We start from the raw sequence: 26,791 nt of genomic DNA on the forward strand, positions 1-26,791 counted from the left end.
CGACTACAACTGGCACCGCCCACACGGTAGCCTGAACAAGCAGCCACCCATCAGCGTCCTCGGTCTACCTGAGGACAACCTTGTGAGACTCCACACCTAGCCGCGCTAGCGGCTGATGAGTGTCCCCACGCCCTGGTCGGTCAGCAGTTCCAGCAGGACTGCGTGCTCCACGCGGCCGTCGACGATATGGGTCGCGTTGACCCCGCTGCGCACGGCATCCAGGGCGCAGCGGATCTTCGGGATCATCCCGCCGTGGATGGTGCCATTGCGGATCATCTCGTCCACTTGCGGCGCCGACAGTTTGGGCAGTAGGTCACCGTTGTCGTCGAGTACACCCGGGGTGTTGGTCAGCAGGAACAGCTTTTCCGCGTCCAGCACCACCGCGAGCTTCTCCGCCGCGGTGTCGGCGTTGATGTTGTAGGCCTTGCCGTCGCGGTCGAAGCCGATCGGGGCGATGACCGGGATGAAGTCGCTTTCGTCCAGGGTGTGCACGATCGCAGGGTCCACGCCCTCGACCTCGCCCACATGCCCCAGATCCACGGTCGGCTGACCCTCGGACGCGCCATAGTCGCGCAGCGGGGTCGCGCGGATCATCTGCCCGTCCTTGCCCGTCAGGCCCACCGCGCGCCCGCCGAAGCGGTTGATCAGCGACACGATCTCCTGGTTCACGAGACCACCCAGGACCATCTGCACCACGTCCATGGTCTCGCGGTCGGTCACGCGCAGGCCGTTGACGAATTCCGTCTCCTTGCCCAGGCGCTTGAGCAGCTCGCCGATCTGCGGCCCGCCACCGTGCACCACCACTGGATTCACGCCGACCTGCTTCAGCAGGACGATGTCGCGCGCGAACGAGGCCTTCAGGTGGTCCTCGGTCATGGCGTTGCCGCCGTACTTGATCACGATGGTCTTGCCCGCGAAGCGCTGGATATAGGGCAGCGCCTCGATCAGTACATGGGCAACGGAGTGGGCCGTCTGGGTATCCATGGCGGGTCCGGTCGTCGGGTTTCGCAGCCGCGCAGTTTAGCACCCCGCCCGGTGGGCGCGACCGCCCGGATTTAAGGTGCAATATGAATGCATCGTTTGACTTGTCTCCTCTCGGGCCTTTATAAAGCTGCATCCTTAATCAATGAATAAGGGGAGCAAGATGCTTTCAGCCGAACAAAAAGCCGTCATCCAGCAAACCGTTCCGCTGCTGGAATCCGGCGGCGAAGCCCTCACCCGTCACTTCTACGAGATCATGCTGCGCGACTACCCGGAGGTGCAGCCGCTGTTCAATCAGGCGCATCAGGCCAGTGGCGAACAGGCACGGGCACTTGCGAATGCGGTCCTGAATTACGCACGGCACATCGACCAACTGGAGGCCCTGGGCCCGCTGGTGGGCCAGATCGTCAACAAGCACGTGTCGTTGCAGGTGCAGCCCGAGCATTACCCGATTGTCGGCACCTGCTTGTTGCAGGCCATGCGCGAGGTGCTGGGCGAGGAGGTCGCGACCGCTGCGGTGCTGGAGGCCTGGGGCGCGGCCTACCAGCAGCTGGCGGACATCCTGATCGAGGCGGAAGAGGGCGTGTATGCGGCGCACGAACAGCAGCCCGGTGGCTGGCGGGGCGCGCGTCAGTTCCGCGTCCAGGGCAAGGTTCCGGAGAGCGAGGAGATCACCTCGTTCTACCTGCAGCCGGTGGACGGGCAGCCCGTCCCGCCGCACCAGCCGGGGCAGTATCTCGGCCTGCGCCTGATCATCGATGGCGAGGAGGTGCGGCGGAACTATTCGCTGTCCGCTGCCGCGAACGGCGAGACCCTGCGCATCAGCGTCAAGCGCGAGCCGGGCGGTGTCGCCTCGACGTTCCTGCATGGCCGAGTGGATGAGGGCGACACCCTTGATGTGTTCCCGCCCGCCGGAGATTTCGTGCTGCGGCCCGCCGATCGGCCGGTGGCCTTTGTGACCGCGGGCGTGGGTATTACCCCGGCGGTCGCGATGACCGAGGCGGCGCTGGCGGACGGTCGCGAGGTGCACTTCCTGCACTGTGCGCGACACGGTGGCGTTCACGCGTTTCACGACTGGGTGGAGGGGCAGGCGGAGCGCTCGCCGAGCCTGACCCGGCGCTATTGCTATAGCGAGCCGCGTGCCGGCGACCAGCCGCATGCCGAAGGCTTCCTGACCCGCGAACAGCTTGCCGAATGGTTGCCCGACAGCCGCGAGGTGGACGTCTATTTTCTCGGGCCGAAGCCCTTCATGCAGCAGGTGCGCGCCCACCTGCGCGGGTTGGGCATCCCGGACGACCGGGTGAACTACGAGTTCTTCGGGCCCGCCTCCGCGCTGGAAACCTGACGCGGTGCGGGCGCCGGGCCGGAGTCAGCCTCGGCCCGAGGAGCCGAAGCCGCCCGCGCCGCGGGTGGTCTCTGCGAAGTCCTCGACCACGCGGAACTTCGGCTGGACGACCGGGACGATGACCAGCTGCGCCAGGCGTTCACCGACCTCGAGCGTGTAGGCGCTCGCGCCCCGGTTCCAGCAGGAGACCATCAACGGGCCCTGGTAGTCGGCGTCGATCAGGCCCACGAGATTCCCCAGCACCAGGCCGTGCTTGTGCCCGAGCCCGGAGCGCGGAAGGATCATCCCGGCATAGCCCGGGTCCTCGATATGGATCGACAGCCCGGTGGGGATCAACTCGGCCGTGCCCGGCTCCAGCGTCAGCGGGGACTCGATCATGGCGCGGAGGTCCACACCGGCCGAGCCATCGGTGGCCGGGGCGGGCAGCGGGAAGTCCGTGCCCATGCGCGGGTCGAGGATCTTCAGGTCAATCTCGGGGACGGGCATTTGGACTTCCTTGGTCAAAGATGGGCCGTATCAATGCGTTTCACGTTCGGCCAGGCGCTCGATAACCAGGTCGATCAGTGCGCGCGCCAGTTGGGCCTTGGGCTGGTTTGGCAGCGTGCGCTCGCCGCCCTCCCACAGGCACAGCAGCTCGTTGTCGGGGGTGCCGAAGGCGAGGCCCTCGCCGACGCGATTGGCCGCGATCAGGTCGAGTCCCTTGTTTCGGCGCTTGGCCTCGGCGTGCTCGCGGAGGTCCTCGGTCTCGGCCGCGAAGCCGATCAGAAACGGGCGCCGGGGGAGATGGGCCGCTTGGCGCACGGCGTCCGCGAGGATGTCCTCGGTGCGTTCCAGGGTCAGGTTCATCGTGGGGTCGGCCTTCTTGATCTTCTGGGCCTGTGGTTTGGCCGGGCGGTAGTCGGCCACGGCCGCCGCTGCAATCAGGATGTCGGTCGTGGACAGGCGTTCCATCACTGCGGCGTGCATGGCGGCGGCGGTTTCGGTGGCAACGCCCTCGACGCCAGCGGGCATGGCTTCCGCGGTCGGGCCATGCACCAGGGTCACGCGCGCGCCGGCATCACGCGCGGCCGCGGCCAGGGCGAAGCCCATGCGCCCGGAGCTGCGGTTGCCGATGAAGCGCACGGGGTCGATGGGTTCGAAGGTGGGGCCGGCGGTGATCAGCACCTGGCGGCCGGCCAGCGGGGCGTCGGCCGGCTGCAGCAGTTCGCGTGCGATCGCGGCCGGCTCGCGCAGGCGGCCTTCGCCCTGCTCGCCGCAGGCCTGGTCGCCGTTGTCCGGCCCGATCAGGGTCACACCACGTTCGACCAGGGTCGCGATGTTCGCCTGCGTAGCCGGGTGCGCCCACATGCGGTGGTTCATCGCCGGTGCCAGGGTGACCGGCGCGGTGGTGGCCAGCAGCAGGGTACTCAGCAGGTCGTCCGCCAGGCCTTGGGCGTAGCGGGCGATCAGGTTGGCACTCGCGGGGGCAACTACGATGCGATCGGCCCAGCGCGCCAGGGCGATATGGTCCATGCCCGATTCGGCCTCGGCATCCAGCAGTTCGGTGCGCACCGGCGCGCCGGACAGGGCCTGGAAGGTCAGCGGGGTGACGAAGGAACGGGCGCCCGCCGTCATCACCACGCGCACCGCGCAGCCGGCGCGCTTCAATTCGCGCACCAGCTCGCAGGCCTTGTAAGCGGCGATGCCGCCGCTGACGCCGACCAGAATCCGGGGCTGGGTGTCGTGTTCCGTCATGCGCCGGATTCTACCCCTTAAGGAGACGCTGATTAATTCGCACGTTCGCGCTCGAGTCGATTTTGCTCGATGACAAGGCGCGGCGAGCGAAGTGTAGCCGAGCTACATAAGCGAGCCGCAACGCCGTCAGCAGGCCCGAATCCAGAAGGCAGGGCGGCCGAGCCCTCAAGGGGTTGGCTCCCCATTTTTCCCGATCCTGCGTTGCGCCCCGATGATCGACACGGGACCGTAGAGTGACTACGGCACTGCCCACCGCGCCTTGTCACGGAAAAAATGGGGCACCAACGCGGACGTGCGAATCGATCAGCGTCTCCTTAGCCCTTGTCCTGGCGCGCGGAGACGCCGGCGGTCAGGGCGTAGCGCATCGCGTCCTCTAGTGGCAGGTCCAGCGGCTCGACCCGCTCGCGCGGCAGCATCAGGGTGTAGCCGCCAATCTGGTAGCTCATCGGCATGTAGACCGCGAGCGTCTCCGGCCCGCCCAGGTTGTCCGGCAGGCCCTCGAAATCCTCGCGGGTGACAAAGCCGACCAGTTTGAAGTCGGTGCCGGGGAACGTGACGAGCACGGCCTTCCCGAAGCGCTGATGGATGTCGCCGGAGAGCAGGCGGGTGACGTCGCGCACGGTGCCGTGGATCGTCTTGACCACCGGGATGCGCTGCATCAGGCCCTCCATCCAGTCGAACAGCCAGCGCACGACATAGGCCTGCAGCAATACCCCGAGGCCGAAGATCAGGCCGATACCGGCCAGGATTCCCATTCCCGGGAAGTACAGGAGATCCGGCAGGATGGCCTGCAACAGCCCCCCGAGGACCTCTTCGGCGGTGCTGCCCAGCCACCACAGCAGGGCCAGCGTGATCGCGACCGGCAGGATCGCGGCCAGGCCGGTCAGGAAGGTGCGGGAGATGCGGCGCACAGCAGGCTCCGTGCAGGGGGTATGCTCCGGATGCTAACGCATTCGGGCCGTCCGTACGGCGCGTCGGTGCAAGGATTGGAGCTGGGCTGGCACTTCGGTGAACCCGGGCAGTCTATGGATCGAGACTGGTGGCGATACGGCTGGCCAAGGGAGTACGTGATGAAGAGATTGACGGGAGCGGGCCTGTGGGCCCTGGTGTTCGCCATGATCGTGGTGCCACAGACGGCTCCCGCGGAGCCATCCGGTGCCGCCGCGCCCGCGGACTACACGATGACGCCGGAGGAAGTCGCGCCGGGCGTCTATGCGGTAATGACGCCGGCACGGGACTTTCCCAGCCGCGAAAACCTCGGCTGGAACGCCAATATGGCGTTCGTGGTGACCGACGACGGGGTGCTGGTGTTCGACACGGGTTCCTCCGAGACCATGGGTGTGGCGCTGCGCGAGGCGATTGCCGAGGTCACCGAACAGCCGGTTCGCTTGATCGTCAACAGCCACAGCCATGGGGACCACTGGCTGGGCAACCGCGCCTTCGCGGACTCCGACCCGGAGATCATGGCCGGTTCCGACGCGCTAGCCCGCATGGAGGCGGAGGGTGACGGCTGGGTCCAGAATTTCCGCGAGATGACCGAGGGCGCGACCGGTGACACCACGCCGCTGTTGCCGAATGTTGCAGTGGACGAGCGCATCACCCGTGATCTCGGCGGCACCGAGGTCGTGATCCTTCCCTCCGGGGGTGCCCATTCGCCGGGAGACCTCAGCGTCTGGCTGCCACAGAAGCGGGTTCTGCTGGCCGGGGACGTGGTCTACAGCGATCGTGCGCCGTCGGTCTGGGATGGCGATGTCGCGCAATGGATCGATCTGCTCGACGAGTTGATCGCGCTGGAGCCGGCGGTGGTCGTACCCGGCCACGGTCGGCTGGAGGATGCTCAGACGCTGGATCGGCTGCAGCGTTATCTGGTCACGCTTTGGGAGGGGGTCGAGGAAGGTGTGGAACAGGGGCTGGCCGACTTCGAGACCGTGCCGCTGGTGCGCGAGCGCATGGGTGACCTGATCGAGGATTATCCGGGCTTCGAGGACAAGATTGACCGCTCGGTGGCCACCACCTACCCGGATGTCGAGGCCGCGGTGTTCTGAACCCGCGCGTTCAGAACTGCCAGGTGGCGTGCAGCGAGCCGAACTCGGCCGCGCCCTTGGCCTGACCGCTGAACTCGCGTGAGCGCCAGACGTGGGTGTAGCCGAGGCGTACCCCGCCGATGTGGAACACGAAGCCGGCGGTCAGCTCGCCCACCGCGGGGTGCTTGTCCACCGAAGGCCCGTCACGAAAGACCGGGCCGTCCAGGAACAGGTCGTAAAGCATCAGCCGCGTGTCGACACCGGCGAAGGCATAGCCGCCGACGCGCGCGGTGGTCTCGAAGGTGTGGGAACCGGACAGTGCGGGCCGGATCCGGGGCGGGCCATAATCGCCGGGCAGGTGGCGACCCGCCCGCAGGATTGCCCCGGCGTTGGCGAAGGTGAAGGGCGTCCCGGCCGCCGCGCCCCAGTGCGGGGTCAGATCCCAGCCCCAGCCGTCTGTGGCGCGTTGCGTAAGACCGCGTAGTTGACGCTCGTACGCCACCATGAGCGTGGGTTCATTGCCGACCTGGTGGTCCCATCCCTGCGGCTGTGGCGCGCTGGACCAGCTGTGAACCTCCCGCTGGGTACGGTCCGCGAGGGAGGCCGGCCCGACCGTTCCGAGGGTGACCTGCAGTCGGTCCAGGCGGTCGTCGTGTTCCTCGGCCATGCTGAAATTCAGGTACAGCCAGCCGGCGTAGGGGCGATCGTCCGGATCCGGCGTCGTTCGCTCGATGTCCTCCGGGGTGTACATGTTCTGCCCGAGGTGGACCGCGGCCTTCAGGCGCCCGGGCTCTTCCCGTTCCACAAAAAAGGGCAGGAAATCCGCCACGCTTCGCAGCCAGGGCGGGACTCGCTCTTCGCTGCGGGTCCAGCCGATGCGGAATCCATTGGTGTAGTAGCGGTCCTCGCCTGCGAACAGGTCGTTCTCGAACTCGAAGTGCAGGGCATCGACACCGGTTTCGGCTGCAGCGGTCGGGCTTGCGGCTGCCATGCAGAGGGCTGCCGCGGCCAGCAACGCCCGCATTGCGCGGCGGGGCGACCGTCCTCGGGGGGCGGGGGCGTTCCGGTATGATTGGCGCATGGACCTCTCCAACCAGATCATCTTCCTGGCCGCGATCGTGCTGCTGGGGAGCATCCTTTCGAGCGTGATCACCTCGCGACTGGGTGTGCCCCTGTTGCTGGTGTTCCTGGTCATCGGGATGCTGCTGGGCCCGGAAGGCCCGGGCGGTCTGGTGTTCGAGAATATCACCGTTGCCTATCTGATCGGCTCGGCGGCGCTGGCGATCATCCTGTTCGACGGCGGGATGCGCACACCGGCGCGCAATTTCCGCATCGGGCTGAAACCGGCGCTGGGGCTGGCCACACTCGGGGTCATCGTCACCTCGGGGCTGACCGGGGCGTTTGCCGTGTGGTGGCTGGGACTGTCCTGGCTGGAGGGGCTGCTGCTCGGGGCGATTGTCGGGTCCACCGATGCTGCGGCGGTGTTCTCCCTGCTGCGCTCGCGCGGGCTGGAGCTGAAGAGCCGTGTCGGCGCCACGCTCGAGATCGAGTCCGGCTCCAACGACCCGATGGCGATCTTCCTGACCATCGTGCTGATCGAACTGCTGCTGCTGCCGGAACAGCAGTTCGGCCTGGTGGTGCTGGTCGAGTTCGTCCAGCAGATGGGCCTGGGCGCGTTGCTCGGGGTGGGCGGCGGCTTTGCCCTGCTCGCGCTGATCAACCGGGTGCCGATGGCGGCCGGGCTTTATCCGCTGTTTGCCATGGCCGGGGCACTGGCCATCTTCGGGCTCACCGGCCTGGTCGGCGGTTCCGGGTTCCTCGCCGTGTACCTGGCGGGGCTGCTGCTCGGCAACCGACCGCTGGAGGCCTCGCAGAACATCAAGCGCTTCCACGACGGCATCGCCTCGCTGGCGCAGATCGGCATGTTCCTGATGCTGGGCATGATCGTCGCCCCGTCCGAGCTCCCGCCGGTGGCGCTGGACGCCGGCCTGGTCGCCGCCGTGCTGATCCTGATCGCGCGGCCGCTGGCGGTGTGGATTTGCCTCTATCCGTTCCGCTTTCCCTGGCGCGAGCAGGTGTTCATCTCCTGGGTCGGTCTGCGCGGGGCGGTGCCGATTATCCTCGCACTGTTCCCCTTGCTGGCCGGGCTGGAACTGGCTGGCTACTTCTTCCACGTGGTGTTCTTCGTCGTGCTGATCTCGCTGCTCGTGCAGGGCTGGACCGTCGCGACCTCGGCACGCTGGCTGGGGCTGGAACTGCCCCCCACCACCGCGCGGGTGCAGCGCACCGAGCTGGACATCCCCGGCCAGCAGGAGATGGAGCTGGTCGGCTACCGCCTGGCGGAGACCACCCCGGTGGTGCGCGAGGCCTGGTCGAATTTCCGCTTGCCGGGCAGCGCGCGAGTGGTGGCCCACCTGCGCGGCGGCAAGCTGCTGGAGACCCTGGAGTTACTGGACCTGCACGCCGGCGATCACCTTTACATCATGGTCACGCCGGCGGATCTGCATGACCTCGACCGCCTGTTCGTGCCCAAGGACGAGGTACCGGAACGCCTCACCGAGCGCAGCGTGTTCGGCGAATTTGCCCTCAATGGCGATGCCCAGCTGGGCGCGGTTGGCATGGCCTACGGCGCCCCGGTCCCGCCCGAGCGCCAGGGCGACACTCTCGAGGCCTATCTGCGGCGCGAACTGCAGGCCGAACCGGTCGTCGGTGACGCCGTCGATCTCGGCCCGATGCGCCTGGTCATCCGCGAGATGGACGGCGCCCGCATCACCCGCGTTGGCCTGAAGCTGCTGAAGCCTTCCCGAGGATAAGACCGGCGGTGCGAGGCCTGGATCCCCGGGAGGCCCTACTTTTCGAGCATGGCCTTCAGGCCGGCGAGGTGGGCGCGGGCGGTGAGCTGCTGGGTCTCGGGGTCTGGCGGCTTGGCGTCCGGCCAGTCGAGGTGCTCCTCGGGGAGTTCGTCGAGGAAGCGCGAGGGTTCGCAGTCGATGGTCTCGCCGTAGCGGGTTCGGTTCTGGGCGTAGGTGATGAGCAGGGTCTGCTGGGCGCGGGTCAGGCCGACATAGGCCAGGCGGCGCTCCTCCTCGATGGAGTCGTCCTCGACGCTGACCCGGTGCGGCAGCAACTCCTCCTCGAAGCCGACCAGGCAGACATGCGGGAACTCCAGGCCCTTGGCCGTGTGCAGGGTGAGGAGCTGCACGGCCTCCTCGCCTGCCTGGGATTCGCGGTTGCGGTCGAGGATGTCCATCAGGCTGATGCGGTTGACGATGTCGGCGAGATCCATGCCCCGGTCATCCTCGGCCTCCTCGTCGCCGTATTCGGCGGTGGTGTTGCCGCCGCCCATGCGGCCGACCCAGTCGATGAACTCGCGCACGTTGTCCATGCGCCGGGTGGCGGCGCGTGGGTTGGGGCTGTTCTCGAGCAGCCAGGATTCGTAGTCGATGTCGTCGACCAGGGCGCGCAACAGGGCGTCGGGGGCCTCCTCCGCGCCGCGGCGCTGGAAGCCGTCGACCCAGTCGGTAAAGCGTTCCAGCCGCGCCTGGGCGCGGGCATCCATGTATTCGGACAGGCCGGCGCCGCGCGCGGCCTGCAGCAGCGAGGCCCCGCGCTGGTTGGCGTAGTGGCCGAGCTTTTCCAGGGTTGCCGGTCCGATCTCGCGGCGTGGCACGTTGACCACCCGCAGGAACGCGGTGTTGTCGTCCGGGTTGGCGAGCAGGCGCAGGTAGGCGACCAGGTCCTTGATCTCGGCCTTCTCGAAGAACGACTGCCCGCCGCTCAGGCGATAGGGGATGCCCTGCTCGCGCAGCAGCTTCTCGAACAGCCGCGACTGGTGGTTGCTACGGTAGAGGATCGCGAAGTCGCCCCAGCCGGCGTTCAGGCGGAAGCGCCGGCGCATCAGCTCGGAGACCACGCGAGCGGCCTCGGTGTCGGCGTCGGAGCAGCCAATCACCTCGATCTTCTCGCCTTCACCGAGCGCACTCCACAGACGCTTCTCGAACACGTGGGGGTTGTTGCCGATCAGGGCGTTCGCGGTGTGCAGGATGCGGTTGGTGGAGCGGTAATTCTGCTCCAGCTTGATGACCTCCAGGCGCGGGAAATCCTGCTGCAGGCGGGCGAGGTTCTCCGGGCGCGCGCCGCGCCAGGCGTAGATCGACTGGTCGTCGTCCCCGACCACGGTGAGCCCGTCACTGACGCCGATCAGCAGGCGCACCAGCTGGTACTGCGCGGAGTTGGTGTCCTGGTATTCGTCCACCAGCAGGTGGCGGATACGGTCCTGCCAGCGGTTGCGCAGCTCGGGGTCGTCGCGCAGGCAGTCCACCGGGCGCTTGATCAGGTCGTCGAAGTCCACCGCGTTGTAGGCGCGCAGGGCGTCCTGGTAGCGCGGGTACAGGTTGGCCGCGGCGATCGCCTCCGGGGCATCGCTCATCTGGCTCGCCTCGTGCAGCGCCTCCTCCGGCGTCATCAGGTCGTTCTTCCAGCGACTGATATGGCCGATCAGGGCGTCCACCTCGGAGCCAGTGTCGTCGCGGTAGGTGATTTCGCGCAGCAGCTGCCGGCAGTCGCCGGGGTCGAGGATGGAGAAGCCGGGGCGCAGCCCGGCCGCCTGCAGCTCGCGACGCAGGAAATTGAGCCCGAAGGTGTGGAACGTGGACACGTTCAGCCCGCGCGCCTGTTCGCGTGACAGGCGACCCTGGACACGCTCGCGCATCTCGCGCGCGGCCTTGTTGGTGAAGGTGATCGCGACGATCTGGCGCGCGGCCAGGCCACGCTGCTCGATCAGGTGCGCGATCTTCTCGGTGATCACCCGCGTCTTGCCCGAACCGGCTCCGGCCAGGACCAGCAGGGGGCGGTCCGTGGTGATCACGGCCGCCTGTTGTTGGGGGTTGAGTTCGGACACCGGGGCGGTCGATTCCTTCGCAGCGGGGCGCGTAAACTAACCCACGATCCCAGATTCATAAAGACAACAGCGGTGAGGATAAGCCATTGACCCAGGCCCCGGGTGCCCCCACGTCGGCCGCGGCGGATGTGCCGCTCGCGCGTCTGACCCAGTTCGATTTCCACCAGCGCCTGATGGATGTGCCGGGGACAGCGGTGATCCTGTTCACGCGCCGGGGCTGCGGGGCCTGCAAGGTGATGGCACGCGTGCTGGCGGACTGGCAGGCGGAACCGGGGGCGCCCGCGCTGTTCGTGGTGGATGCGGAGACGGATACCGCCCTGGTGCGGGAGTTCGAGGTGTTCCATCTCCCGGCGTTGTTCGTGTTCCAGTCGGGCAGCTACCACGGGCGACTGGAGGCCCCGCCCCGCCTGCCCCTGCTGCGCGAGGCACTCGCGGCCTGCCTGGCGCGCCCACCCGAGGAGGCTCCATGACCGCGCGTGACAACGACCGCGACTGGTGGCCGCCGGCGCGGGTGGTGGAGAGTCCGAACCAGGATGACCGCCCGCCAGGCCAGGCCCCGGAACTGCTTGTGGTGCATGCCATCAGCCTGCCCCCGGGAGAGTTCGGTGGCGGGCATGTGGCCGAACTCTTCCAGAACCGACTGGACCCGGAGGGACACCCCTATTTCGCCGGGATCGCGGACTTGCGCGTCTCGGCCCATGTGCTGATCGACCGCGAGGGCCATGCCACTCAGTTCGTTCCGTTCTCCCGGCGTGCCTGGCATGCCGGGCCATCCCGGTGGCAGGGACGCGAGCGCTGCAACGACTTCTCCATCGGGATCGAGCTGGAGGGAACCGACGAGGACCCCTTCACCCCGGTGCAGTACGCCGCGCTGGCCCGGTTGATCGGCTGGCTCCGGCCACGCTGGCCGGGTATCGCGCCGGATGCGCTCGCCGGCCACAGCGATATCGCCCCCGGCCGCAAGACGGACCCTGGCCCCTGTTTTGACTGGGCGCGCCTGCAGCGGGAATTGCAGGAGGCCATGGCATGATCGTGGACCTGCTGCGTCATGGCGAGCCGGAAGGTGGCCAGCGTTATCGCGGCCACGGCTGCGACGACCCGCTGAGCGCACGGGGCTGGGCCCAGATGGAGCGGGCGGTGACGGGAGAGGACGGCTGGCAGTACGTGGTCAGCTCGCCGATGGAGCGCTGCCGTGCCTTCGCCGAGCGTTTCGGGTCCGAGCGGGGGCTTCCGGTGACGCTGGCGCCGGACCTGCGCGAGGTCGGTTTCGGTGACTGGGAGGGGCGTACCCGGGTCGAGCTGCAGCGCGACCGGCCGGAGGAATACCGCGCCTTCTATGCCGACCCGGTGCATGCACGGCCGGCCGGCGCCGAGCCGCTGGCGGCCTTTCGGCGCCGGGTCGAGGCGGCCTTCGATGCGGCGTTGCAGCCGCTGGAGGCGGAGCGGGTGTTGATGGTGGTGCACGCCGGTGTCATCCGGGCCCTGGTGGGCTGGGTGATGGGCGCGCCGGACGAGCGGCTGTTCCGCTTCGAATGCGAGTATGCCAGTCGCACGCGCCTGCACCGGCATCCGACCCGTGGCTGGCGGCTGATCCACGCCAACCGGGTCTGAGCCGGGGTCAGCCGGCCTTGCTGCCGCGCTTCGGGACGGCCTTGACCGACAGGTAGTAGTCGTTGTTCAGCACGTCGATCAGCCGGTCGATGTTCGGGTGCTTGCCCGGGTTGGCGCGGGCATCATCGGCGTGGCTGCCGTACAGCAGCAGCCCCGAATTGGCTGCCTTGGGGCCGATGCCGCCGTAATCCAGCGCCAGCTGGTAGTAGATCTGCAGCGACAGGTTCTGGCCGTCCACGTTTTCGATGGTGGCGGTGGGGTTGTAGTCCTCGCCAAACAACTCCAGGCGTTCGATATTGCTGACGTCGGGCAGCTTCTTGGACATGTCGGGCTCCTCGAAATATTGCCGGCATTATCGGGGCATGACCCGATGGCGACAACCAACCCGCGAAGGCCGCAGGGTCGAGCCGGGACGGCGGCCGGGGCCTTGCATGCTAAGATAGCGGCTTTTGCCGAAGGGAGAGAGCATGTCGCGAAGCGCGTTCATGGAGGCCGCCCAGGCCGCTGCCGATGCCGCCGAGAAGGTGATCCGCCATTACTACGAGGCGGGCGTCGATGTCGAAACCAAACCCGACGATACCCCGGTCACCCGGGCCGACGTGGAGAGCGAGCAGGCGATCCGCCAGGTGATCCGCGAGCACTTCCCGGATCACGGCTTCTACGGCGAGGAGACCGGGCAGTCGGACATGGATTCCGACTACGTCTGGCTGATCGATCCGATCGACGGCACCAAGAGCTTCGTGCGTCGCTACCCGTTCTTCTCCACCCAGATTGCGCTGATGTACAAGGGCGAGCTGATCCTGGGCCTGTCCAACGGGATCCAGTTCGGCGAGCGGGCCTGGGCCGAGAAGGGGCAGGGTGCCTTCCTGAACGGCGACCCGATCGCGGTCGAGAAGACCACCGATCTGGGCCGGGCCTCCCTGTCCACCGGTAACCTCAAGTCCCTGGCACAGAACCCCGAGGGCTGGACGGCGCTGGGCGGCATCATGGCCGAGGTGAACCGCACCCGCGGCTACGGCGACTTCTACCACTACCACCTGCTGGCACGCGGCAGCATCGACCTGATCGTCGAGTCCGACGTGAATATCCTGGATATCGCGGCACTGGCGGTGATCGTGCGCGAGGCGGGGGGCGTGTTCACCAACCTCTCCGGTGGCGAGCTGGACCTGCAGACCGCGAACGTCCTGGCCGCGGCCACCCCGGAACTGCACCGGACGGCCCTGAACCGGCTCGGCTGGAAGGACTAGCTGCGGGCTGATTGAACCACGCAGGCCACAGGGGGCACGGAGAAGGCTGGTCTACAGGAAGACGGGAAGATTGGAAGGGAGATGCAGTGGGCCGCTCCAGGTTGGCGAGTGATGCCGTGCATTTCGGAGCGGTCATCGGCCAGGCCCTGCACCAAGAACCTATTTGTCAGGTCGCGGCGCCGTTGCCGTTCCCGTTGGTCTCCACCAGCCCGTGGGTGCGCAGCTTCTTGCGCAGGGTGGCGCGATTGAGCCCGAGCAGGGCGGCCGCGCGGCTCTGGTTGCCGCCGCAGCGCTCCAGCACGCTGGCCAGGAGGGGGCGTTCCACCTCGTTCATCACCAGCGCGTAGAGGTCGTGGCTGCTCTGTCCGTCGAGGGTCTCGAAGTACTGGTCCAGCGCCCGCCGGACGGAGTCCGCCAGCACGCAGTCGGAGGGAAGCGTGCCCGCAACCGGGACTTCGTGGACGTCCGGGTCCTGTTCGAGTGGCATGTTCGTGCTCATGCAGCCTCGCTTGCGATTCCCGTCAGGTGGGCGCGCAGGCGCCGCAGTTGTTCGCTGGCCGTGGGGGCGGCGAGAAGGTCAGCCCGGGCCGCCCGGGTGCGGGCCTCGTCGAGACCCAGGCCCTGAAGATACCAGCCCAGGTGCTTGCGCGCGATACGCACGCCCTGTGGCTCGCCGTACTGGGCATGCAAACCGGTAATGTGTTCCTCGATCAGCGCGAGACGCGTGACCGCGTCGGGTGGCGGCGGGACCGCTTCGCCGGCCAGTGCGGCCCGGATCTGCCCCGGAAGCCAGGGCTGCCCCTGGGCCGCGCGTCCGATCATCACGCCCGCCGCGCCGGTGGTCTCGAGTACCTGCAGGGCCTTGTCGGGCCCGGTGATGTCGCCATTGGCGAGCACCGGAATGGAAACGCACCGCACGATCCGCGCGATGGCGGCGTGGTCCGCCTGCCCGCGGTAGGCCTCGGCCCGCGTACGGCCGTGCACGGTCAGCATCGCGATGCCGCAGTCCTCGGCGATGGCCGCGATGGTCTCGCCGTTCATCCGCTCGCGGTCCAGTCCCAGGCGCATCTTCAGCGTGACCGGGACGGTGACCGCCCCGGTGAGTGCCTGAAGCAGTTCGCGCACCCGCTCCGGTTCGCCCAGCAGGGCCGATCCTGCGGCCTTGCTGCAGACCTTCTTGGCCGGGCAGCCCAGGTTCAGGTCGATCACGTCGGCGCCCCGGCGCACGTTCTCGCGCGCCGCCTCGGCCAGCGGGCCGGGTTCGTTGCCCAGCAACTGGACGATGCGCGGGCGCGGCTCCTGGCGGTGGTCCAGCCGGTGGCGGCTCTTGTCGCTGGCCCACAGCCGGGTATCCGAGGTCACCATCTCGGATACGGCGGCGCTGGCGCCCAGACGCCGGGCCAGCAACCGGAACGGACGGTCGCTCACCCCGGCCATGGGGGCCAGGAACACGGCGGGGTCCGGGAAATGGTGGCTTCCGAGTTGCATCCGGGGCTGGCTAACGAGCGGCGAAAGGGCCTGCGAGTCTAGCAGTTAAGCCGGGCACCTGCCGGCGGCGTACCCGGAGGGTGACGAATCAGCGGGGATGGATCTGGACGCCGGTGATATGAACGTGGGGGCTGGCGAGGGACAGGCGCACGGTCGCGGGTTCGTGGGGGGGCATCGGGGTGTTCGCGTCGGCGTAGTCGTTCGGTGTCAGGCGCAGTGTGCCATGGTGTGTGTCCAGCTGGTCGCTCAGGTGGATGTCGAGGACCGGCCAGGCTTGCCGGATCGGACTTTCCAGCCGGAACTGGAGGTGCAGCGTGCCATCGGCGCCAGTGAAGAAGTCGGGTGTCGACACCCGGATGCGTTCGGTCGCGCGCGGCGGGTTCCAGGCCGGGCAGGGGATGGCCGCGCACAGCTGGGCGCGCGCCTGATCCAGGTGGCTGCTCTGGCCCGGCGCCACGGGCGGGAACGCCAGCGCCTGCGCACTCAGCAGGATCACCAGGGCGGCGGCCAGGGTGATCCCCCGCCAGGTGCGCCGGCGGGTGGGACCTGCCAGACCCCGGGGAGGCGGGTGATGCTCGATGTCGACGGCGATCGCGATGATCGGCGCGCTCTCGATGGCGGGAGTGTGTACGGGCTGCGCGGGGAGGAGGCCCTCGCCGAGTACCCGTTCGCCGGCGCCGCCGATCTCGAGGGACGGAAACAAGTCGAATTCGGCATCGCAATTGCTGCAGTGGACCCGCCGCTGGCGTAGCTTGTCGCCGCGGGCGAGGGCGTGGGTAACGCCGCATTGGGGGCAGCGGGCCAGCATGTCAGCGTCCGGACGGCAGCGGTCGCGCCCGGTTGCGGCAGGGAGGCGGAGCCGGCGCGAACCTGCCCATGGGTCCGGGTTCCCTTACCGCCGACGCCCGCCGAGCAGGGCCCAGCCTTCGCGGCAGTCCTCGACCCCGATCTCGAAGGCGTCGGAATAGGCGGCGATGACCTCGTCCGCCTGGCGCTCCAGCAGGCCGGCCAGCAGGATGCGGGCGCCGGGTTTTGCGGCCCGCGCGAGCTCCGGCGCCAGATCGATCAACGGCTTGGCGAGGATGTTCGCCAGCACCAGGTCGTACCCGGCCGTCGGCACGGGGTGGTCGGTCAGGCCGGTTTCCAGGTGCGCGGGCGGGATGGCGTTGGCGTCGGCATTACTGCGTGTGGCCTGCACGGCCTGCTCGTCGATGTCTATACCCAGCGCATGGCGGGCCCCGAGCTTCAGGGCGGCGATGGCGAGGATGCCGGAGCCACAGCCGTAGTCGAGCACCTCCTGGTCACGCGGTGGCTGCTGGGCCAGTGCGGCCAGGCACATCGCGGTGGTCGGGTGGTTGCCGGTGCCGAAGGCCAGGCCGGGGTCCAGGCGCACGAAGGTGCCTTCCTCGATGGCGGGTTCGTCCTCCCAGGAGGGTACGATCCACAACGAGCCGCCGCAGTGGATGGCGCCGAGGCCATCGAGGCCGGCGCGCACCCAGTCCTGGTCCTCGATGGGCTGGACCTGGATCGCCTCCGGCGCCTGCGCCTGGCGTTCCAGCGCGGCGGCGGCGAGGTCCGCCTGGGTGGTATCCGGAAACACCGCCTTCAGGCGCACGGTGGACCACAGCGGATGGGTGCCGAGAGGGGGCTCGAACAGCGGCTCGTCGGCGGCATCGAACAACTCGACGCTGACTGCGCCCAGTTCAAAAAGCGTGTCTTCCAGCGGCTCGGCCTGTTCCGGGCTGATCTGGCATTCGAGTTCGGCAAGGCTCATGGCGTCAGGCTCCAGGGAAACGCTGATTAATGTGCACGTTCGCGCTCGAGTCGCTTTTGCGGGCGAACAAGGCGCGGCGACCGCCGTGCAGTCATTCTGCACACGGGAGCCGCAACGCTGTTCCCGCGCCCGTTGTTATCAAAAACGGGCGGCCGAGCCCCGGCATTGAATGGCTTGTGGGGTTGGTACCCCAGGTTCCCCGATCCTGCGTTGCGCCGCTTGCGGGTAGAACCACTACCCGCTGCACGACGCGCCTTGTTTCGTAAAACCTGCGGTACCAACGCGAACGTGCACATTGATCAGTGTTTCCCTGGTGGTTACGGAAAGGGCTCAGGCCTGTGCCTTCAGCTTCTTCTCGAGGTAGTGGATGTCGGTCTGGCCACGCTGGAAGTTCGCGTCGATCATCAGGTCGTGGTGCAGTGCGACGTTGGTCTGGATGCCGTCGACCACGATCTCGCCGAGGGCACCGCGCATGCGGGCCAGCGCGATCTCGCGGCTGTTCCCGTGGGCAATCAGCTTGCCGATCATCGAGTCGTAGTACGGCGGGACCATGTAGCCATTGTAGATGTGGGTGTCCATGCGGATGCCCGGCCCACCCGGTGCGTGGTACTGCTGGATGGTGCCGGGGCTGGGCATGAAGGTGCCGGGGTCCTCGGCATTGATGCGGCACTCGATGGCGTGGCCGGTGATGCGCACGTCGTCCTGGGTGTAACCCAGGGGCTCGCCGGCGGCGATGCGGATCTGCTCGCGCACCAGGTCGATGCCGGTGACCTGCTCGGTGACCGTGTGCTCGACCTGCAACCGGGTGTTCATCTCGATGAAATAGAAGGCCCCGTTCTCGTAGAGGAACTCGAAGGTACCGGCACCGCGGTAGCCGATGTCCTGGCAGGCGCGGATCAGGCGTTCGGCCATGGCCCGGCGCTGTTCGTCGCTGATGCCGGGCGCCGGTGCTTCCTCGATGATCTTCTGGTGGCGTCGCTGCATGGAGCAGTCGCGCTCGCCCAGACACACCGCGTTGCCGTGGCTGTCGGCGAGGATCTGGAACTCCACGTGGCGCGGATGCTCCAGGTATTTCTCCATGTACAGGGTGTCGTTGCCGAAGCCCTGCTGCGCCTCGTTGCGGGTCAGCGAGATCGCGTTCAGCAGCGCACCCTCGGTGTGCACCACGCGCATGCCGCGCCCGCCACCGCCGGCCGCGGCCTTGATGATGACCGGGTAGCCGATCTCGCGCGCCAGGGCCAGGTTGGTGTCCGCGTCGTCGCCCAGGGCGCCGCCGGAGCCGGGGACGCAGGGCACGTTGGCCTCCAGCATCGACTGCTTCGCGGAGACCTTGTCGCCCATCAGACGAATGGTTTCGGCGCGCGGACCGATGAAGGCGAAGCCGGAGGATTCCACGCGTTCGGCGAAATCGGCGTTCTCCGACAGGAAGCCGTAGCCGGGGTGGATCGCGCCGGCATCGGTTACCTCCGCGGCCGCGATCAGCGCCGGGATGTTCAGGTAGCTCTCGCCGGAGGCGGCGGGGCCTATGCATACGGACTCGTCCGCCAGGCGGACGTGTTTCAGGTCGCGGTCGGCGCTGGAGTGCGCGGCGACGGTGGCGATACCCATCTCGCGGCAGGCGCGCAGGACCCGCAGGGCAATCTCGCCGCGGTTGGCGATCAGAATCTTTTCAAACATGCTCGGACCTGTTGGCAGGGGATCGAGGGATCAGCCGATGATGAACAAGGGCTGGCCGTATTCCACCGGATTGCCGTTCTCGACCAGGATGTCGCGGATGGTCCCCGCCTGGTCGGCCTCGATCGGGTTGAGCATCTTCATCGCCTCGATGATGCACAGGGTCTCGCCGACCTCCACCGTCTGGCCAACCTCGACGAACGGCTTCGAGCCCGGGCTGGGTGCGCGGTAGAACGTGCCGACCATCGGCGCGGTGACGCGGTGGCCGTCCATCTCCGGCGCCGCCTCGACCTCGCCGGCCGGGGCGGCGGCTGGCGGTGCGCCGGCCGGCGCGGGCGCCGCGGCGGGCAGGGGTGCCGGTGCCGGAGCGGCAACGGCGGTCCCGCCGGCCGAGCGGGTGATGCGGACCGACTCCTCGCCTTCGTGGATCTCGATCTCGTGGATGCCGCTCTCGTCGAGCAGGTCGATCAGTTTCTTGACCTTGCGAATGTCCATGGAAGCCTCTTATTCCTTGATAGCTGCAAGCGCCGCATCCAGCGCCAGCCGATAGCCAATGACCCCGAAGCCACTGACCAGGCCGGCGGCGACATCGCTCAGACGCGAGGTCTGGCGGAAGGGCTCGCGGGCGTGGATATTGCTGATATGGATCTCGTAGAACGGGATGGCGACGCCCAGCAGGGCATCGCGCAGGCTGACGCTGGTGTGGGTCAGGCCGCCCGGGTTGATCAGGATGCGCCGCACGCCCTCGCCGGGCGCGGCATGGATCCGGTCGATCAGATCGCCTTCGTGGTTGCTCTGGAAGCTGTCGAAGGAGGCATCGGCCTGTTCCGCCCGGGCCCTCAGGTCGGTCTCGATATCCGCCAGGGTCTGCGCGCCGTAGCGCTCCGGCTCCCGCTGTCCCAGCAGGTTCAGGTTGGGGCCGTTGAGCAGCAGTATGGATGCCATGGCAGGGGGAATCGGTAGCGATCCTGTCGTGAATGGACGCGATTGCACCGAAAAATGATGGTGCGGCGAATGATCGGGATTCTGCCGCAGGAAGGGTGGGGGTGTCCAGCGCGAGACGCTGGAGTCGTCGCCAGAATGGGGTCGGCCCGGCACCCCGACGCTCGCCGGGTAGCGGGTCGTAACGTGCGGGTTACTCGGCGGTGAGCGGGAACAGGGTGAGCTCGACGCGGCGGTTCTGTTCGCGGCCGGCATCGGTGTCGTTGGACGCGACCGGCTGGTGCGGCCCGAGGCCGATGGTGTGCACCCGCACCGGCTGCACGCCACGGCGGATCAGGGCCTGACCCACGCTCTCGGCGCGGCGCTCCGAGAGGTCCATGTTGTATTCCACCCGGCCGGTGGAGTCGGTGTGCCCGGCGACCTCGACCCCGCTCTGGTCGAACTCCTCCAGCACCAGTGCGACCGAGTCGAGGACGTCATGGAATTGCGGCTTGATCTCGCTGCGATCGAAATCGAAGGTGATATTGCTTGGCATGTTGAGGATGATGTTGTCGCCGTCGCGGGTCACGCTGACGCCCGTTCCGCGCAGCTGTTCGCGCAGGGCATCCTCCTGGCGGTCCATGTAGTTGCCGATGGCGCCGCCGGCCAGGGCCCCGATGCCGGCGCCAATCATGGCGCGCTGGGTGCGGTTGCGACTGCTGGTGACGCTGCCGAGCACCGCGCCGGTGGCAGCCCCGATGCCGGCCCCGATGGTGGCTCGGGAGACGCGTTCTTCCCCGGTGTACGGGTCGGTGGTGGTGCAGCCCATCACCAGTACCAGGGCGCTGGTGGCGGCCAGGGCGAGAATGCGTTGCATGATGAATCTCCCGGTGTTCGCTGGCCCCGTGTGGATGTCGGGAACCTTGTACCCAGCTTGCGCCGTGGCGCGTGAACCGTCCATGAACCCGGGCGACGGGTGGGCTATTTGCCGGTGATTTCGTGACGCAGTTGACGCAGGACGGGGTCCGTCTCGGGGTGCGCCCCGCGCCAGATGGAGAAGGCCTCGGCCGCCTGTTCCACCAGCATGCCGAGGCCGTCGCTGCCGTTCGCGCATCCCGCGCCGGCGGCCCAGTCCAGGAAACGCTGGGCCCCGGCGCCGTAGACCAGGTCGTAGGCCAGGCTGTGCGTGTGGACGAGATCGCCGGGGAGATCCAGTGCATCGTCGCCGAGACCGGTGGCGGTGGCATTCACCACCAGGTCGAAGGGGCCCTGCGGCAGCGCGTCCAGCCCGCAGGCGGAAAGCCGGGTGGCCGGGGCGATATCTCGGAAGGCATCCACCAGGCTCTCGGCGCGGGTCACGGTGCGGTTGGCGATGACCAGCGCCTCTGGTCCGCCTTCCAGCAGGGGCTGCAGCAGGCCGCGGGTGGCGCCTCCGGCCCCCAGGATCAGGACCTGGCGATTGCGCACGTCGAAGCCGAGGCGGTCGAGATCGCGACAGAATCCGACGCCGTCGGTGTTGTCGCCGTGGATCCGGTGGTCGCCATCGCGCCACAGGGTGTTGACCGCCCCGGCATGGCGCGCACGGTCCGTCAGCACCCGGACCAGGGCGAAGGCCTCCTCCTTGAACGGAACGGTCACGTTGAGGCCCTTGAGCCCCTCGGCGAACCAGGCGTTGACCTCCTCGGCAAACTGCCCGGGGGTGCCCTGGCGGGCTTCGTACACGAGGTGTTGCCCGGTCTGTTCGGCGAACAGGGTGTGGATGCGCGGGGACAGCGAGTGGTGAATGGGGTTGCCCACCACCGCGTAGCGATCCGGACGCGGCTCGTTCATCGCGCCGCGTCCTCCGCCAGCCATTCGGCCACGGTGCGCGCATAGTAGGTGAGGATGCCGTCGGCCCCGGCGCGCTTCATGCCGGTCAGGGCCTCCAGCACGCAGGCGCGCTCGTCCAGCCAGCCGCGCTCGGCGGCGGCCTTGAGCATCGCGTACTCGCCGGAGACGTGGTAGACGAAGGTCGGGCGCTGGAATGCGTCGCGGATGCGGCGCACCACGTCGAGGTACGGCATGCCCGGTTTGACCATCACCATGTCGGCCCCCTCGGCGAGATCCAGCGCGACCTCGTGCAGGGCCTCGTCGCCGTTGGCCGGGTCCATCTGGTAGGTCTCCTTGCCGCCCTTGCCGAGGTTGCCGGCCGAGCCCACCGCGTCGCGGAAGGGGCCGTAGAAGGCGGAGGCGTATTTCGCCGAGTAGGCGAGGATGCGCGTGTGTACGTAGCCGGCGTCTTCCAGTGCGGTGCGGATCGCGCCGATGCGCCCGTCCATCATGTCGGAGGGGGCCACCACGTCGGCGCCGGCGGTGGCATGCGACAGCGCCTGCTTCACCAGGGCCTCGACGGTGATGTCGTTCACCACGTAGCCGTCGTCATCGATGATGCCGTCCTGGCCATGGGTGGTGAACGGGTCCAGCGCGACGTCGGTGATCACGCCAAGCTCCGGGTGCGCCGCCTTCAGTGCGCGCACCGCGCGCTGGGCGAGCCCCTCGGGGTTCCACGCCTCGGCCGCATCCAGGCTCTTCTTCTCGCCCGGCACCACCGGAAACAGCGCCAGCGCCGGGATTCCCAGGCGCACGGCGGTGGCCGCCTCTTCCAGCAGCTGATCGATGGAGACACGTTCCACGCCGGGCATCGACGGTACCGCCTCGCGCACGCCCTCGCCCTCGGTGACGAACACCGGCAGGATCAGGTCGTCCGCGCGCAGGTGGTGCTCGCGCATCAGGCGGCGGGAAAAGCCGTCGCGGCGCATTCGGCGCGGGCGGCCGGCGGGGTAGGGGGCGATCGGTACGGTCATGCCAGGTCCTTGCGTGCTTGGAGTCAGCCGGCAGCTTCGGCGAGCCAGTCGCGCGGCTTCAGATAGCGTTCGTAGAGTTCGGCCTCGGGCGTGCCGGGCGCCGGCTGGTAGTTGTATTCCCAGCGCACCAGCGGCGGCAGCGACATCAGGATCGACTCGGTGCGCCCGCCCGACTGCAGGCCGAACAGGGTACCGCGGTCGTAGACCAGGTTGAACTCGACATAGCGCCCGCGGCGGTAGAGCTGGAACTGGCGCTCGCGCTCGCCGAAGTCGGTGGCGCGGCGGCGCTCGACGATCGGGGCGTAGGCGTCGAGGTAGGCGTTGCCCACGCTCTGCATGTAGCCGAAGGCATGCTCGAAGCCGCCTTCGCTGAAGTCGTCGAAGAACAGCCCGCCCACGCCGCGCGGCTCGTCGCGGTGCTTGAGGTGGAAGTACTCGTCGCACCAATTCTTGTGCGCGGGGTAGAGGTGCTCGCCGAACGGGCGGCAGGCGGCCTCGGCGGTACGGTGCCAGTGGATGCAGTCCTCGTCGAAGCCGTAGTAGGGCGTCAGGTCGAAGCCGCCGCCGAACCACCAGATCGGGTCCTCGCCGGGCTTCTCGGCGATGAAGAAGCGCACGTTGGCGTGCGAGGTCGGAACAAAGGGGTTGTGCGGGTGGATCACCAGGGACACACCGGTGGCCTGGAACGAGCGCCCGGCCATCTCCGGTCGGTGGGCGGTGGCCGAGGCCGGGAGGTTGTCGCCCATCACGTGGGAGAAATTCACCCCGGCCTGCTCGAACACCGCGCCCTCGCGCAGCACGCGGGTACGCCCTCCGCCGCCAGCGGGGCGCTCCCAGGCGTCCTCCTCGAAGCGGGCCCGGCCGTCCAGGCCCTCGAGGCCCTGGCAGATGCGGTCCTGCAGGCCCTGCAGGTAGTCGATTACGCGCTCGATGGAGACGTTGTCCTGGCTCATGCTGCGTCCCGGTTGATCAGTGGTCGGTGTTCGCGTCGGGCTCCGGTCCGCCCCGGAGCCAGGCCCCGGTGCGGGCGTCGCGGATCGCGCTGGGGGCGTCGCGCCCGCCACATTCTGCCTGCAGGATCGCATCGATGCCCGCCCCGAGTTGTGAGGCAACGCAATCCCAGGTGCGGCAGGGGTCCGCGCCGGCGCGGTTCGCACTGGTGGAGACCAGGGCGCTGCCGGCGGCCGCGCACAGGGCGCGGGTCGCGGGATGGGCAGTGACGCGCACGGCGAGGTTGTCATGGTCGCCGCGCAGCAGGGGCGGGCATTCGGCAGTGACGGGCAGCAGCCAGGTCGTCGGTCCAGGCCAGCTTGCCTCGATCGCGGGGCGGTGTGGGTCCGGTAGCGGGGCGAGCCAGTGCCCGAGGCGCTCGAGCGTATCCGTCACCACGATCATTCCCTTGGCGGCCGGGCGGCCCTTGATCTCGAGGATGCGTTCGATCGCCTCCGGGGCGTCCGGGCGGCAGCCGAGGCCGAAGACCGCCTCGGTGGGGTAGGCGATCACGCCCCCATCGCGCACTGCCTGGGCGACGGGGTCGATCTCGGGGGTCAGTAGTGGGGTCTTATTCCGATCCACGGTCGCCGGAGGGCTGGGCGCTCAGGCGGCTGTCGCCGGTATTGTCACTGTCGCCGGACTTCGCGCCCCCCGATTTCTTCGCCGGCGAGGTCTTCGCGGCGGTCTTCTTCGTGCCCGTCTTGCTGGCGGCCTTCTTGCTCGTGGCCGCCTTCTTCGTGGGCGTCTTCTTCGTGCCGGACGACTTCGTGGTCGACTTGGCCGTGGTCTTGCCAGTGGCCTTGGTGGCGGTTTTCCCGGAGGTCTTTGCGGTCGACTTGGTCGCGCCCTTGCGGCCGCGGCCCTTGCGTTCCGGGGCGGCCGCGATCAGTTCCTGGCATTGCTCCAGCGTGAGGGACTTGGGGTCGGTCTCCTTCGGGATCTTGGCGTTCTTGTTGCCGTCCGTCACATACGGGCCGTAGCGCCCGTTCAGGACCTGGATGCCCTCGTCATCGAAGCTCTTGATGAAACGCTCGGCGTCCTTTTTCTTCTTCTCGGCGACGATCTCCAGCGCGCGCGGCAGCTCGATGGTCCAGACATCGTCGTCCGGGCCCAGGGAGGCGTACTTGGAGCCGTACTTCACGTAGGGCCCGAAGCGGCCGATGTTCACCATCACCGGCTCGCCCTCGGGCGTCTCGCCGAGATCGCGCGGCAGCTTGAACAGCTCCAGCGCCTCGTCGAGGGTGATCTTGTCCATCTTCTGCCCGGGCAGCAGCCCGGCGAAGCGCGGCTTCTCCTCGTCGTCCTTGGTGCCGATCTGCACGATCGGCCCGAAGCGGCCGAGGCGCACGGAGACGGGGCGCCCGCTCTTGGGGTCCGGGCCCAGTTCGCGCGACTGCACGGCCTCGGCGCGGGTGACGTTCTCTTCCTTTTCCTTCACCCGGTCGCGGAAATCGCCCCAGAATTCCTCCAGCACCGGGACCCAGTCCTTTTCCCCGCGCGAGATGGCGTCCAGCTCGTCTTCCAGCTTCGCGGTGAAGTCGTAGTCGACGTAGCGGTCGAAGTGCTGGGTCAGGAAGCTGTTCACGATCCGGCCGGTATCAGTCGGGATGAAGCGCTTGCCGTCCATCTCCACGTACTCGCGCGACTGCAGGGTGGAGATGATGCTGGCGTAGGTCGACGGGCGGCCGATGCCGTATTCCTCCAGCGTCTTCACCAGGCTGGCCTCGGTGTAGCGCGGGGGCGGCTCGGTGAAGTGCTGGTCGGCGGTGACCTCGTTCAGCTTCACCGTGTCGCCCTCGGCCATCTCCGGCAGGCGCTTGTCCTCGTCGTCGTCCTGCGCGTCGTCGCGGCCCTCCTGGTAGACGGCGATGAAGCCGGGGTCGACCAGGGTGGAGCCGGTGGCGCGGAAGCGGTGTTCGGTGTCGCCGGGGACCAGGTCGGCGGCGACGGTGTCGAAGGTCGCGTGGATCATCTGGCAGGCGACGGTGCGCTTCCAGATCAGGTCGTACAGGCGCGCCTGATCGCTGCTGAGGCGCTCGCGTACTTCGTTCGGCAGACGGCGCACGGAGGTCGGGCGGATGGCCTCGTGGGCCTCCTGGGCGTTCTTCGACTTGGTCTTGTACTGGCGCGGGCTGTCCGGGACGTTGTTGGCGCCGTAGCGTTCCTCGATCAGACCACGCATCTCGGCGATCGCCTCGCCGGCCAGGGCCACCGAGTCGGTACGCATGTAGGTGATCAGGCCGATCGCGCCGGAGCCCAGATCGATCCCCTCGTAGAGCTGCTGCGCGGTGCGCATGGTGCGGCTGGCGGTGAAGCCCAGCTTGCGCGAGGCCTCCTGCTGCAGGGTCGAGGTGGTGAACGGCGCGGCCGGATTGCGGCGGCGCTGCTTCTTCTCGACCTTCGCGACTTTGAGTTCGCCACCGGCGGCGTCGGTCAGCCGCTTCTGCGCATCATGCGCGAGATCGGCACTGTTGAGGTCGAACTGGTCCAGCTTGTTGCCATCGAGGTGGGTCAGGCGCGCGGTGAAGGCCTGGCCCTGGCGTTCGCTCAGGGCATCCAGGGTCCAGTATTCGCGCGCGACGAAGGCCTCGATCTCGTCCTCGCGCTCGCAGATCATGCGCAGCGCGGGGCTCTGTACGCGCCCGGCGGACAGGCCGCGCTTGATCTTGCGCCACAGCAGTGGCGAGAGGTTGAAGCCGACCAGGTAGTCCAGCGCGCGCCGCGCTTGCTGGGCGTCGATCAGTGGCTGGGCCAGGTCGCGCGGTTCCTCGATCGCCTGCTGGATCGCCTTCTTGGTGATCTCGTGGAACACCACGCGGTGCACGCCGCGATTCTCCAGCAGCCCGCGTTCGCGCAGGACCTCGTAGAGATGCCAGGAGATCGCCTCGCCTTCACGGTCGGGGTCAGTCGCGAGGATCAGGTCGTCGGCCTTCTTCAGCGCCTTGGCGATCGCCTCGATCTGCTTCTCGCTGCGCTCGATGATGTCGTACTTCATCCGGAAGCCGTCTTCCGGATCCACCGCGCCCTCCTTGGGGACCAGGTCGCGCACATGGCCGTACGAGGCGAGGACCTGGTAGTCGGGGCCCAGGTACTTCTCGATGGTCTTGCCCTTGGCGGGGGACTCTACAATGACGAGGTGCTTGCTCATGTCGCTCGGGACCGTCTCCGTGGCAGCGGGTTCCGTGTCGGGGCGGTGGCGGCTGCAGGTGTGCAACCGGCTTCACGGGCGCTAAAGACTAGATGAGGAAAACGCCCG

Annotated in this window: 27 protein-coding genes; 7 read left to right on the forward strand and 20 right to left on the reverse strand. The window is 68.2% G+C overall.

Features of this window, described 5'->3' with window-relative positions:
• Nucleotides 1-105 precede the first annotated feature (105 nt).
• Nucleotides 106-984, reverse strand: a complete 879-nt coding sequence (argB, locus tag F817_RS0100960; RefSeq protein ID WP_024325886.1) for an acetylglutamate kinase — start codon at nucleotides 982-984, stop codon at nucleotides 106-108.
• A 160-nt stretch (nucleotides 985-1,144) separates the two neighbouring features.
• Between argB and hmpA the strand changes: the two genes are divergently transcribed.
• Nucleotides 1,145-2,326, forward strand: a complete 1,182-nt coding sequence (gene hmpA / locus F817_RS0100965; RefSeq protein ID WP_024325887.1) for an NO-inducible flavohemoprotein — start codon at nucleotides 1,145-1,147, stop codon at nucleotides 2,324-2,326.
• A 24-nt stretch (nucleotides 2,327-2,350) separates the two neighbouring features.
• Here the strand turns inward: hmpA and dut are convergent, their stop codons facing one another.
• The 3 genes from dut to F817_RS0100980 all read right to left on the reverse strand — a co-directional run bounded on the left by dut (nucleotide 2,351) and on the right by F817_RS0100980 (nucleotide 4,971).
• The gene (gene dut / locus F817_RS0100970) at nucleotides 2,351-2,812 is read right to left on the reverse strand and encodes a dUTP diphosphatase (protein WP_024325888.1); all 462 of its coding nucleotides are present in this window, start codon (nucleotides 2,810-2,812) and stop codon (nucleotides 2,351-2,353) included.
• A 30-nt stretch (nucleotides 2,813-2,842) separates the two neighbouring features.
• Nucleotides 2,843-4,060 (reverse strand): bifunctional phosphopantothenoylcysteine decarboxylase/phosphopantothenate--cysteine ligase CoaBC, encoded by a 1,218-nt coding sequence (gene coaBC / locus F817_RS0100975; RefSeq protein WP_024325889.1) that lies wholly within the window; start codon nucleotides 4,058-4,060, stop codon nucleotides 2,843-2,845.
• A gap of 314 nt (nucleotides 4,061-4,374) precedes the next feature.
• Complete coding sequence (locus F817_RS0100980) at nucleotides 4,375-4,971, reverse strand: DUF502 domain-containing protein (RefSeq protein ID WP_024325890.1); 597 nt, start codon at nucleotides 4,969-4,971, stop codon at nucleotides 4,375-4,377.
• A gap of 204 nt (nucleotides 4,972-5,175) precedes the next feature.
• Between F817_RS0100980 and F817_RS0100985 the strand changes: the two genes are divergently transcribed.
• Entirely contained in the window at nucleotides 5,176-6,105 is a 930-nt protein-coding gene (locus F817_RS0100985) for an MBL fold metallo-hydrolase (protein WP_051132313.1), read from the forward strand.
• Between the two features lie 10 nt (nucleotides 6,106-6,115).
• On the opposite strand, the gene F817_RS0100990 is transcribed toward F817_RS0100985, so the two are convergent.
• Entirely contained in the window at nucleotides 6,116-7,075 is a 960-nt protein-coding gene (locus F817_RS0100990) for a lipid A deacylase LpxR family protein (RefSeq protein WP_029680996.1), read from the reverse strand.
• Nucleotides 7,076-7,163: 88 nt separating this feature from the next.
• On the opposite strand from F817_RS0100990, the gene F817_RS0100995 reads away from it, so the two are divergent.
• Entirely contained in the window at nucleotides 7,164-8,897 is a 1,734-nt protein-coding gene (locus F817_RS0100995; protein ID WP_024325893.1) for a potassium/proton antiporter, read from the forward strand.
• Nucleotides 8,898-8,932: 35 nt separating this feature from the next.
• On the opposite strand, the gene F817_RS0101000 is transcribed toward F817_RS0100995, so the two are convergent.
• Complete coding sequence (locus F817_RS0101000) at nucleotides 8,933-10,984, reverse strand: UvrD-helicase domain-containing protein (protein WP_024325894.1); 2,052 nt, start codon at nucleotides 10,982-10,984, stop codon at nucleotides 8,933-8,935.
• Nucleotides 10,985-11,127: 143 nt separating this feature from the next.
• Here F817_RS0101000 and F817_RS0101005 point away from each other — a divergent pair, with 143 nt between their 5' ends.
• Genes F817_RS0101005 through F817_RS0101015 form a run of 3 tightly spaced genes read left to right on the forward strand, consistent with a single transcriptional unit; the run spans nucleotide 11,128 to nucleotide 12,595 of the window.
• Entirely contained in the window at nucleotides 11,128-11,454 is a 327-nt protein-coding gene (locus tag F817_RS0101005) for a thioredoxin family protein (protein WP_024325895.1), read from the forward strand.
• Nucleotides 11,451-12,014, forward strand: a complete 564-nt coding sequence (gene ampD, locus F817_RS0101010) for a 1,6-anhydro-N-acetylmuramyl-L-alanine amidase AmpD (protein WP_024325896.1) — start codon at nucleotides 11,451-11,453, stop codon at nucleotides 12,012-12,014. Before F817_RS0101005 ends, ampD begins: the two co-directional genes overlap by 4 nt.
• Complete coding sequence (locus F817_RS0101015; protein WP_024325897.1) at nucleotides 12,011-12,595, forward strand: histidine phosphatase family protein; 585 nt, start codon at nucleotides 12,011-12,013, stop codon at nucleotides 12,593-12,595. Before ampD ends, F817_RS0101015 begins: the two co-directional genes overlap by 4 nt.
• A gap of 7 nt (nucleotides 12,596-12,602) precedes the next feature.
• On the opposite strand, the gene F817_RS0101020 is transcribed toward F817_RS0101015, so the two are convergent.
• Nucleotides 12,603-12,920 (reverse strand): DUF2322 family protein, encoded by a 318-nt coding sequence (locus F817_RS0101020; protein WP_024325898.1) that lies wholly within the window; start codon nucleotides 12,918-12,920, stop codon nucleotides 12,603-12,605.
• Between the two features lie 160 nt (nucleotides 12,921-13,080).
• Between F817_RS0101020 and F817_RS0101025 the strand changes: the two genes are divergently transcribed.
• Entirely contained in the window at nucleotides 13,081-13,842 is a 762-nt protein-coding gene (locus F817_RS0101025) for an inositol monophosphatase family protein (protein WP_024325899.1), read from the forward strand.
• Between the two features lie 166 nt (nucleotides 13,843-14,008).
• On the opposite strand, the gene F817_RS0101030 is transcribed toward F817_RS0101025, so the two are convergent.
• The 13 genes from F817_RS0101030 to F817_RS0101090 form a co-directional block, all read right to left on the reverse strand.
• Nucleotides 14,009-14,341, reverse strand: a complete 333-nt coding sequence (locus F817_RS0101030; protein WP_024325900.1) for a helix-turn-helix domain-containing protein — start codon at nucleotides 14,339-14,341, stop codon at nucleotides 14,009-14,011.
• Complete coding sequence (gene dusB, locus F817_RS0101035; RefSeq protein WP_024325901.1) at nucleotides 14,338-15,330, reverse strand: tRNA dihydrouridine synthase DusB; 993 nt, start codon at nucleotides 15,328-15,330, stop codon at nucleotides 14,338-14,340. The genes F817_RS0101030 and dusB overlap by 4 nt, the downstream gene beginning before the upstream one ends.
• A gap of 88 nt (nucleotides 15,331-15,418) precedes the next feature.
• Complete coding sequence (locus tag F817_RS0101040; protein WP_024325902.1) at nucleotides 15,419-16,138, reverse strand: DUF3426 domain-containing protein; 720 nt, start codon at nucleotides 16,136-16,138, stop codon at nucleotides 15,419-15,421.
• Between the two features lie 84 nt (nucleotides 16,139-16,222).
• On the reverse strand, nucleotides 16,223-17,104 hold the full coding sequence (gene prmA, locus F817_RS0101045) for a 50S ribosomal protein L11 methyltransferase (protein WP_024325903.1): 882 nt from the start codon (nucleotides 17,102-17,104) through the stop codon (nucleotides 16,223-16,225).
• Between the two features lie 330 nt (nucleotides 17,105-17,434).
• Nucleotides 17,435-18,781 carry an acetyl-CoA carboxylase biotin carboxylase subunit gene (gene accC / locus F817_RS0101050; RefSeq protein WP_024325904.1) on the reverse strand — a complete coding sequence of 449 codons (1,347 nt, stop codon included), beginning with the start codon at nucleotides 18,779-18,781 and terminating at the stop codon, nucleotides 17,435-17,437.
• Between the two features lie 30 nt (nucleotides 18,782-18,811).
• Nucleotides 18,812-19,273 (reverse strand): acetyl-CoA carboxylase biotin carboxyl carrier protein, encoded by a 462-nt coding sequence (gene accB / locus F817_RS0101055; RefSeq protein WP_024325905.1) that lies wholly within the window; start codon nucleotides 19,271-19,273, stop codon nucleotides 18,812-18,814.
• 9 nt (nucleotides 19,274-19,282) lie between these two features.
• Nucleotides 19,283-19,723, reverse strand: coding sequence for a type II 3-dehydroquinate dehydratase (gene aroQ, locus F817_RS0101060; protein WP_024325906.1), 441 nt, complete (start codon nucleotides 19,721-19,723; stop codon nucleotides 19,283-19,285).
• Between the two features lie 190 nt (nucleotides 19,724-19,913).
• On the reverse strand, nucleotides 19,914-20,576 hold the full coding sequence (locus F817_RS0101065; protein WP_024325907.1) for an OmpA family protein: 663 nt from the start codon (nucleotides 20,574-20,576) through the stop codon (nucleotides 19,914-19,916).
• 104 nt (nucleotides 20,577-20,680) lie between these two features.
• Nucleotides 20,681-21,529 carry a shikimate dehydrogenase gene (gene aroE / locus F817_RS0101070; protein ID WP_024325908.1) on the reverse strand — a complete coding sequence of 283 codons (849 nt, stop codon included), beginning with the start codon at nucleotides 21,527-21,529 and terminating at the stop codon, nucleotides 20,681-20,683.
• Nucleotides 21,526-22,542, reverse strand: coding sequence for a porphobilinogen synthase (gene hemB, locus F817_RS0101075; protein ID WP_024325909.1), 1,017 nt, complete (start codon nucleotides 22,540-22,542; stop codon nucleotides 21,526-21,528). The genes aroE and hemB overlap by 4 nt, the downstream gene beginning before the upstream one ends.
• A gap of 23 nt (nucleotides 22,543-22,565) precedes the next feature.
• On the reverse strand, nucleotides 22,566-23,495 hold the full coding sequence (gene hemF / locus F817_RS0101080; protein ID WP_024325910.1) for an oxygen-dependent coproporphyrinogen oxidase: 930 nt from the start codon (nucleotides 23,493-23,495) through the stop codon (nucleotides 22,566-22,568).
• A 16-nt stretch (nucleotides 23,496-23,511) separates the two neighbouring features.
• A complete protein-coding gene (locus F817_RS0101085) occupies nucleotides 23,512-24,117 on the reverse strand; it encodes an L-threonylcarbamoyladenylate synthase (protein WP_024325911.1) in 606 nt (201 codons plus the stop codon).
• On the reverse strand, nucleotides 24,104-26,683 hold the full coding sequence (locus tag F817_RS0101090; RefSeq protein WP_024325912.1) for a DNA topoisomerase I: 2,580 nt from the start codon (nucleotides 26,681-26,683) through the stop codon (nucleotides 24,104-24,106). The genes F817_RS0101085 and F817_RS0101090 overlap by 14 nt, the downstream gene beginning before the upstream one ends.
• Nucleotides 26,684-26,791: the final 108 nt, after the last annotated feature.

Origin of the sequence: Thioalkalivibrio sp. AKL19, from assembly GCF_000420165.1 — a bacterium.
Classification (GTDB): domain Bacteria; phylum Pseudomonadota; class Gammaproteobacteria; order Ectothiorhodospirales; family Ectothiorhodospiraceae; genus Thioalkalivibrio.

Excerpts from the sequence above, each read along its gene's own strand:
- argB (WP_024325886.1), bottom strand. The coding sequence starts at position 984 with ATGGATACCCAGACGGCCCACTCCGTTGCCCATGTACTGATCGAGGCG.
- hmpA (WP_024325887.1), top strand. The coding sequence starts at position 1,145 with ATGCTTTCAGCCGAACAAAAAGCCGTCATCCAGCAAACCGTTCCGCTG.
- dut (WP_024325888.1), bottom strand. The coding sequence starts at position 2,812 with ATGCCCGTCCCCGAGATTGACCTGAAGATCCTCGACCCGCGCATGGGC.
- coaBC (WP_024325889.1), bottom strand. The coding sequence starts at position 4,060 with ATGACGGAACACGACACCCAGCCCCGGATTCTGGTCGGCGTCAGCGGC.
- F817_RS0100985 (WP_051132313.1), top strand. The coding sequence starts at position 5,176 with ATGATCGTGGTGCCACAGACGGCTCCCGCGGAGCCATCCGGTGCCGCC.
- F817_RS0100990 (WP_029680996.1), bottom strand. The coding sequence starts at position 7,075 with ATGGCAGCCGCAAGCCCGACCGCTGCAGCCGAAACCGGTGTCGATGCC.
- F817_RS0100995 (WP_024325893.1), top strand. The coding sequence starts at position 7,164 with ATGGACCTCTCCAACCAGATCATCTTCCTGGCCGCGATCGTGCTGCTG.
- ampD (WP_024325896.1), top strand. The coding sequence starts at position 11,451 with ATGACCGCGCGTGACAACGACCGCGACTGGTGGCCGCCGGCGCGGGTG.
- F817_RS0101015 (WP_024325897.1), top strand. The coding sequence starts at position 12,011 with ATGATCGTGGACCTGCTGCGTCATGGCGAGCCGGAAGGTGGCCAGCGT.
- F817_RS0101020 (WP_024325898.1), bottom strand. The coding sequence starts at position 12,920 with ATGTCCAAGAAGCTGCCCGACGTCAGCAATATCGAACGCCTGGAGTTG.
- F817_RS0101025 (WP_024325899.1), top strand. The coding sequence starts at position 13,081 with ATGGAGGCCGCCCAGGCCGCTGCCGATGCCGCCGAGAAGGTGATCCGC.
- F817_RS0101030 (WP_024325900.1), bottom strand. The coding sequence starts at position 14,341 with ATGAGCACGAACATGCCACTCGAACAGGACCCGGACGTCCACGAAGTC.
- dusB (WP_024325901.1), bottom strand. The coding sequence starts at position 15,330 with ATGCAACTCGGAAGCCACCATTTCCCGGACCCCGCCGTGTTCCTGGCC.
- F817_RS0101040 (WP_024325902.1), bottom strand. The coding sequence starts at position 16,138 with ATGCTGGCCCGCTGCCCCCAATGCGGCGTTACCCACGCCCTCGCCCGC.
- prmA (WP_024325903.1), bottom strand. The coding sequence starts at position 17,104 with ATGAGCCTTGCCGAACTCGAATGCCAGATCAGCCCGGAACAGGCCGAG.
- accC (WP_024325904.1), bottom strand. The coding sequence starts at position 18,781 with ATGTTTGAAAAGATTCTGATCGCCAACCGCGGCGAGATTGCCCTGCGG.
- accB (WP_024325905.1), bottom strand. The coding sequence starts at position 19,273 with ATGGACATTCGCAAGGTCAAGAAACTGATCGACCTGCTCGACGAGAGC.
- aroQ (WP_024325906.1), bottom strand. The coding sequence starts at position 19,723 with ATGGCATCCATACTGCTGCTCAACGGCCCCAACCTGAACCTGCTGGGA.
- F817_RS0101065 (WP_024325907.1), bottom strand. The coding sequence starts at position 20,576 with ATGCAACGCATTCTCGCCCTGGCCGCCACCAGCGCCCTGGTACTGGTG.
- aroE (WP_024325908.1), bottom strand. The coding sequence starts at position 21,529 with ATGAACGAGCCGCGTCCGGATCGCTACGCGGTGGTGGGCAACCCCATT.
- hemB (WP_024325909.1), bottom strand. The coding sequence starts at position 22,542 with ATGACCGTACCGATCGCCCCCTACCCCGCCGGCCGCCCGCGCCGAATG.
- hemF (WP_024325910.1), bottom strand. The coding sequence starts at position 23,495 with ATGAGCCAGGACAACGTCTCCATCGAGCGCGTAATCGACTACCTGCAG.
- F817_RS0101090 (WP_024325912.1), bottom strand. The coding sequence starts at position 26,683 with ATGAGCAAGCACCTCGTCATTGTAGAGTCCCCCGCCAAGGGCAAGACC.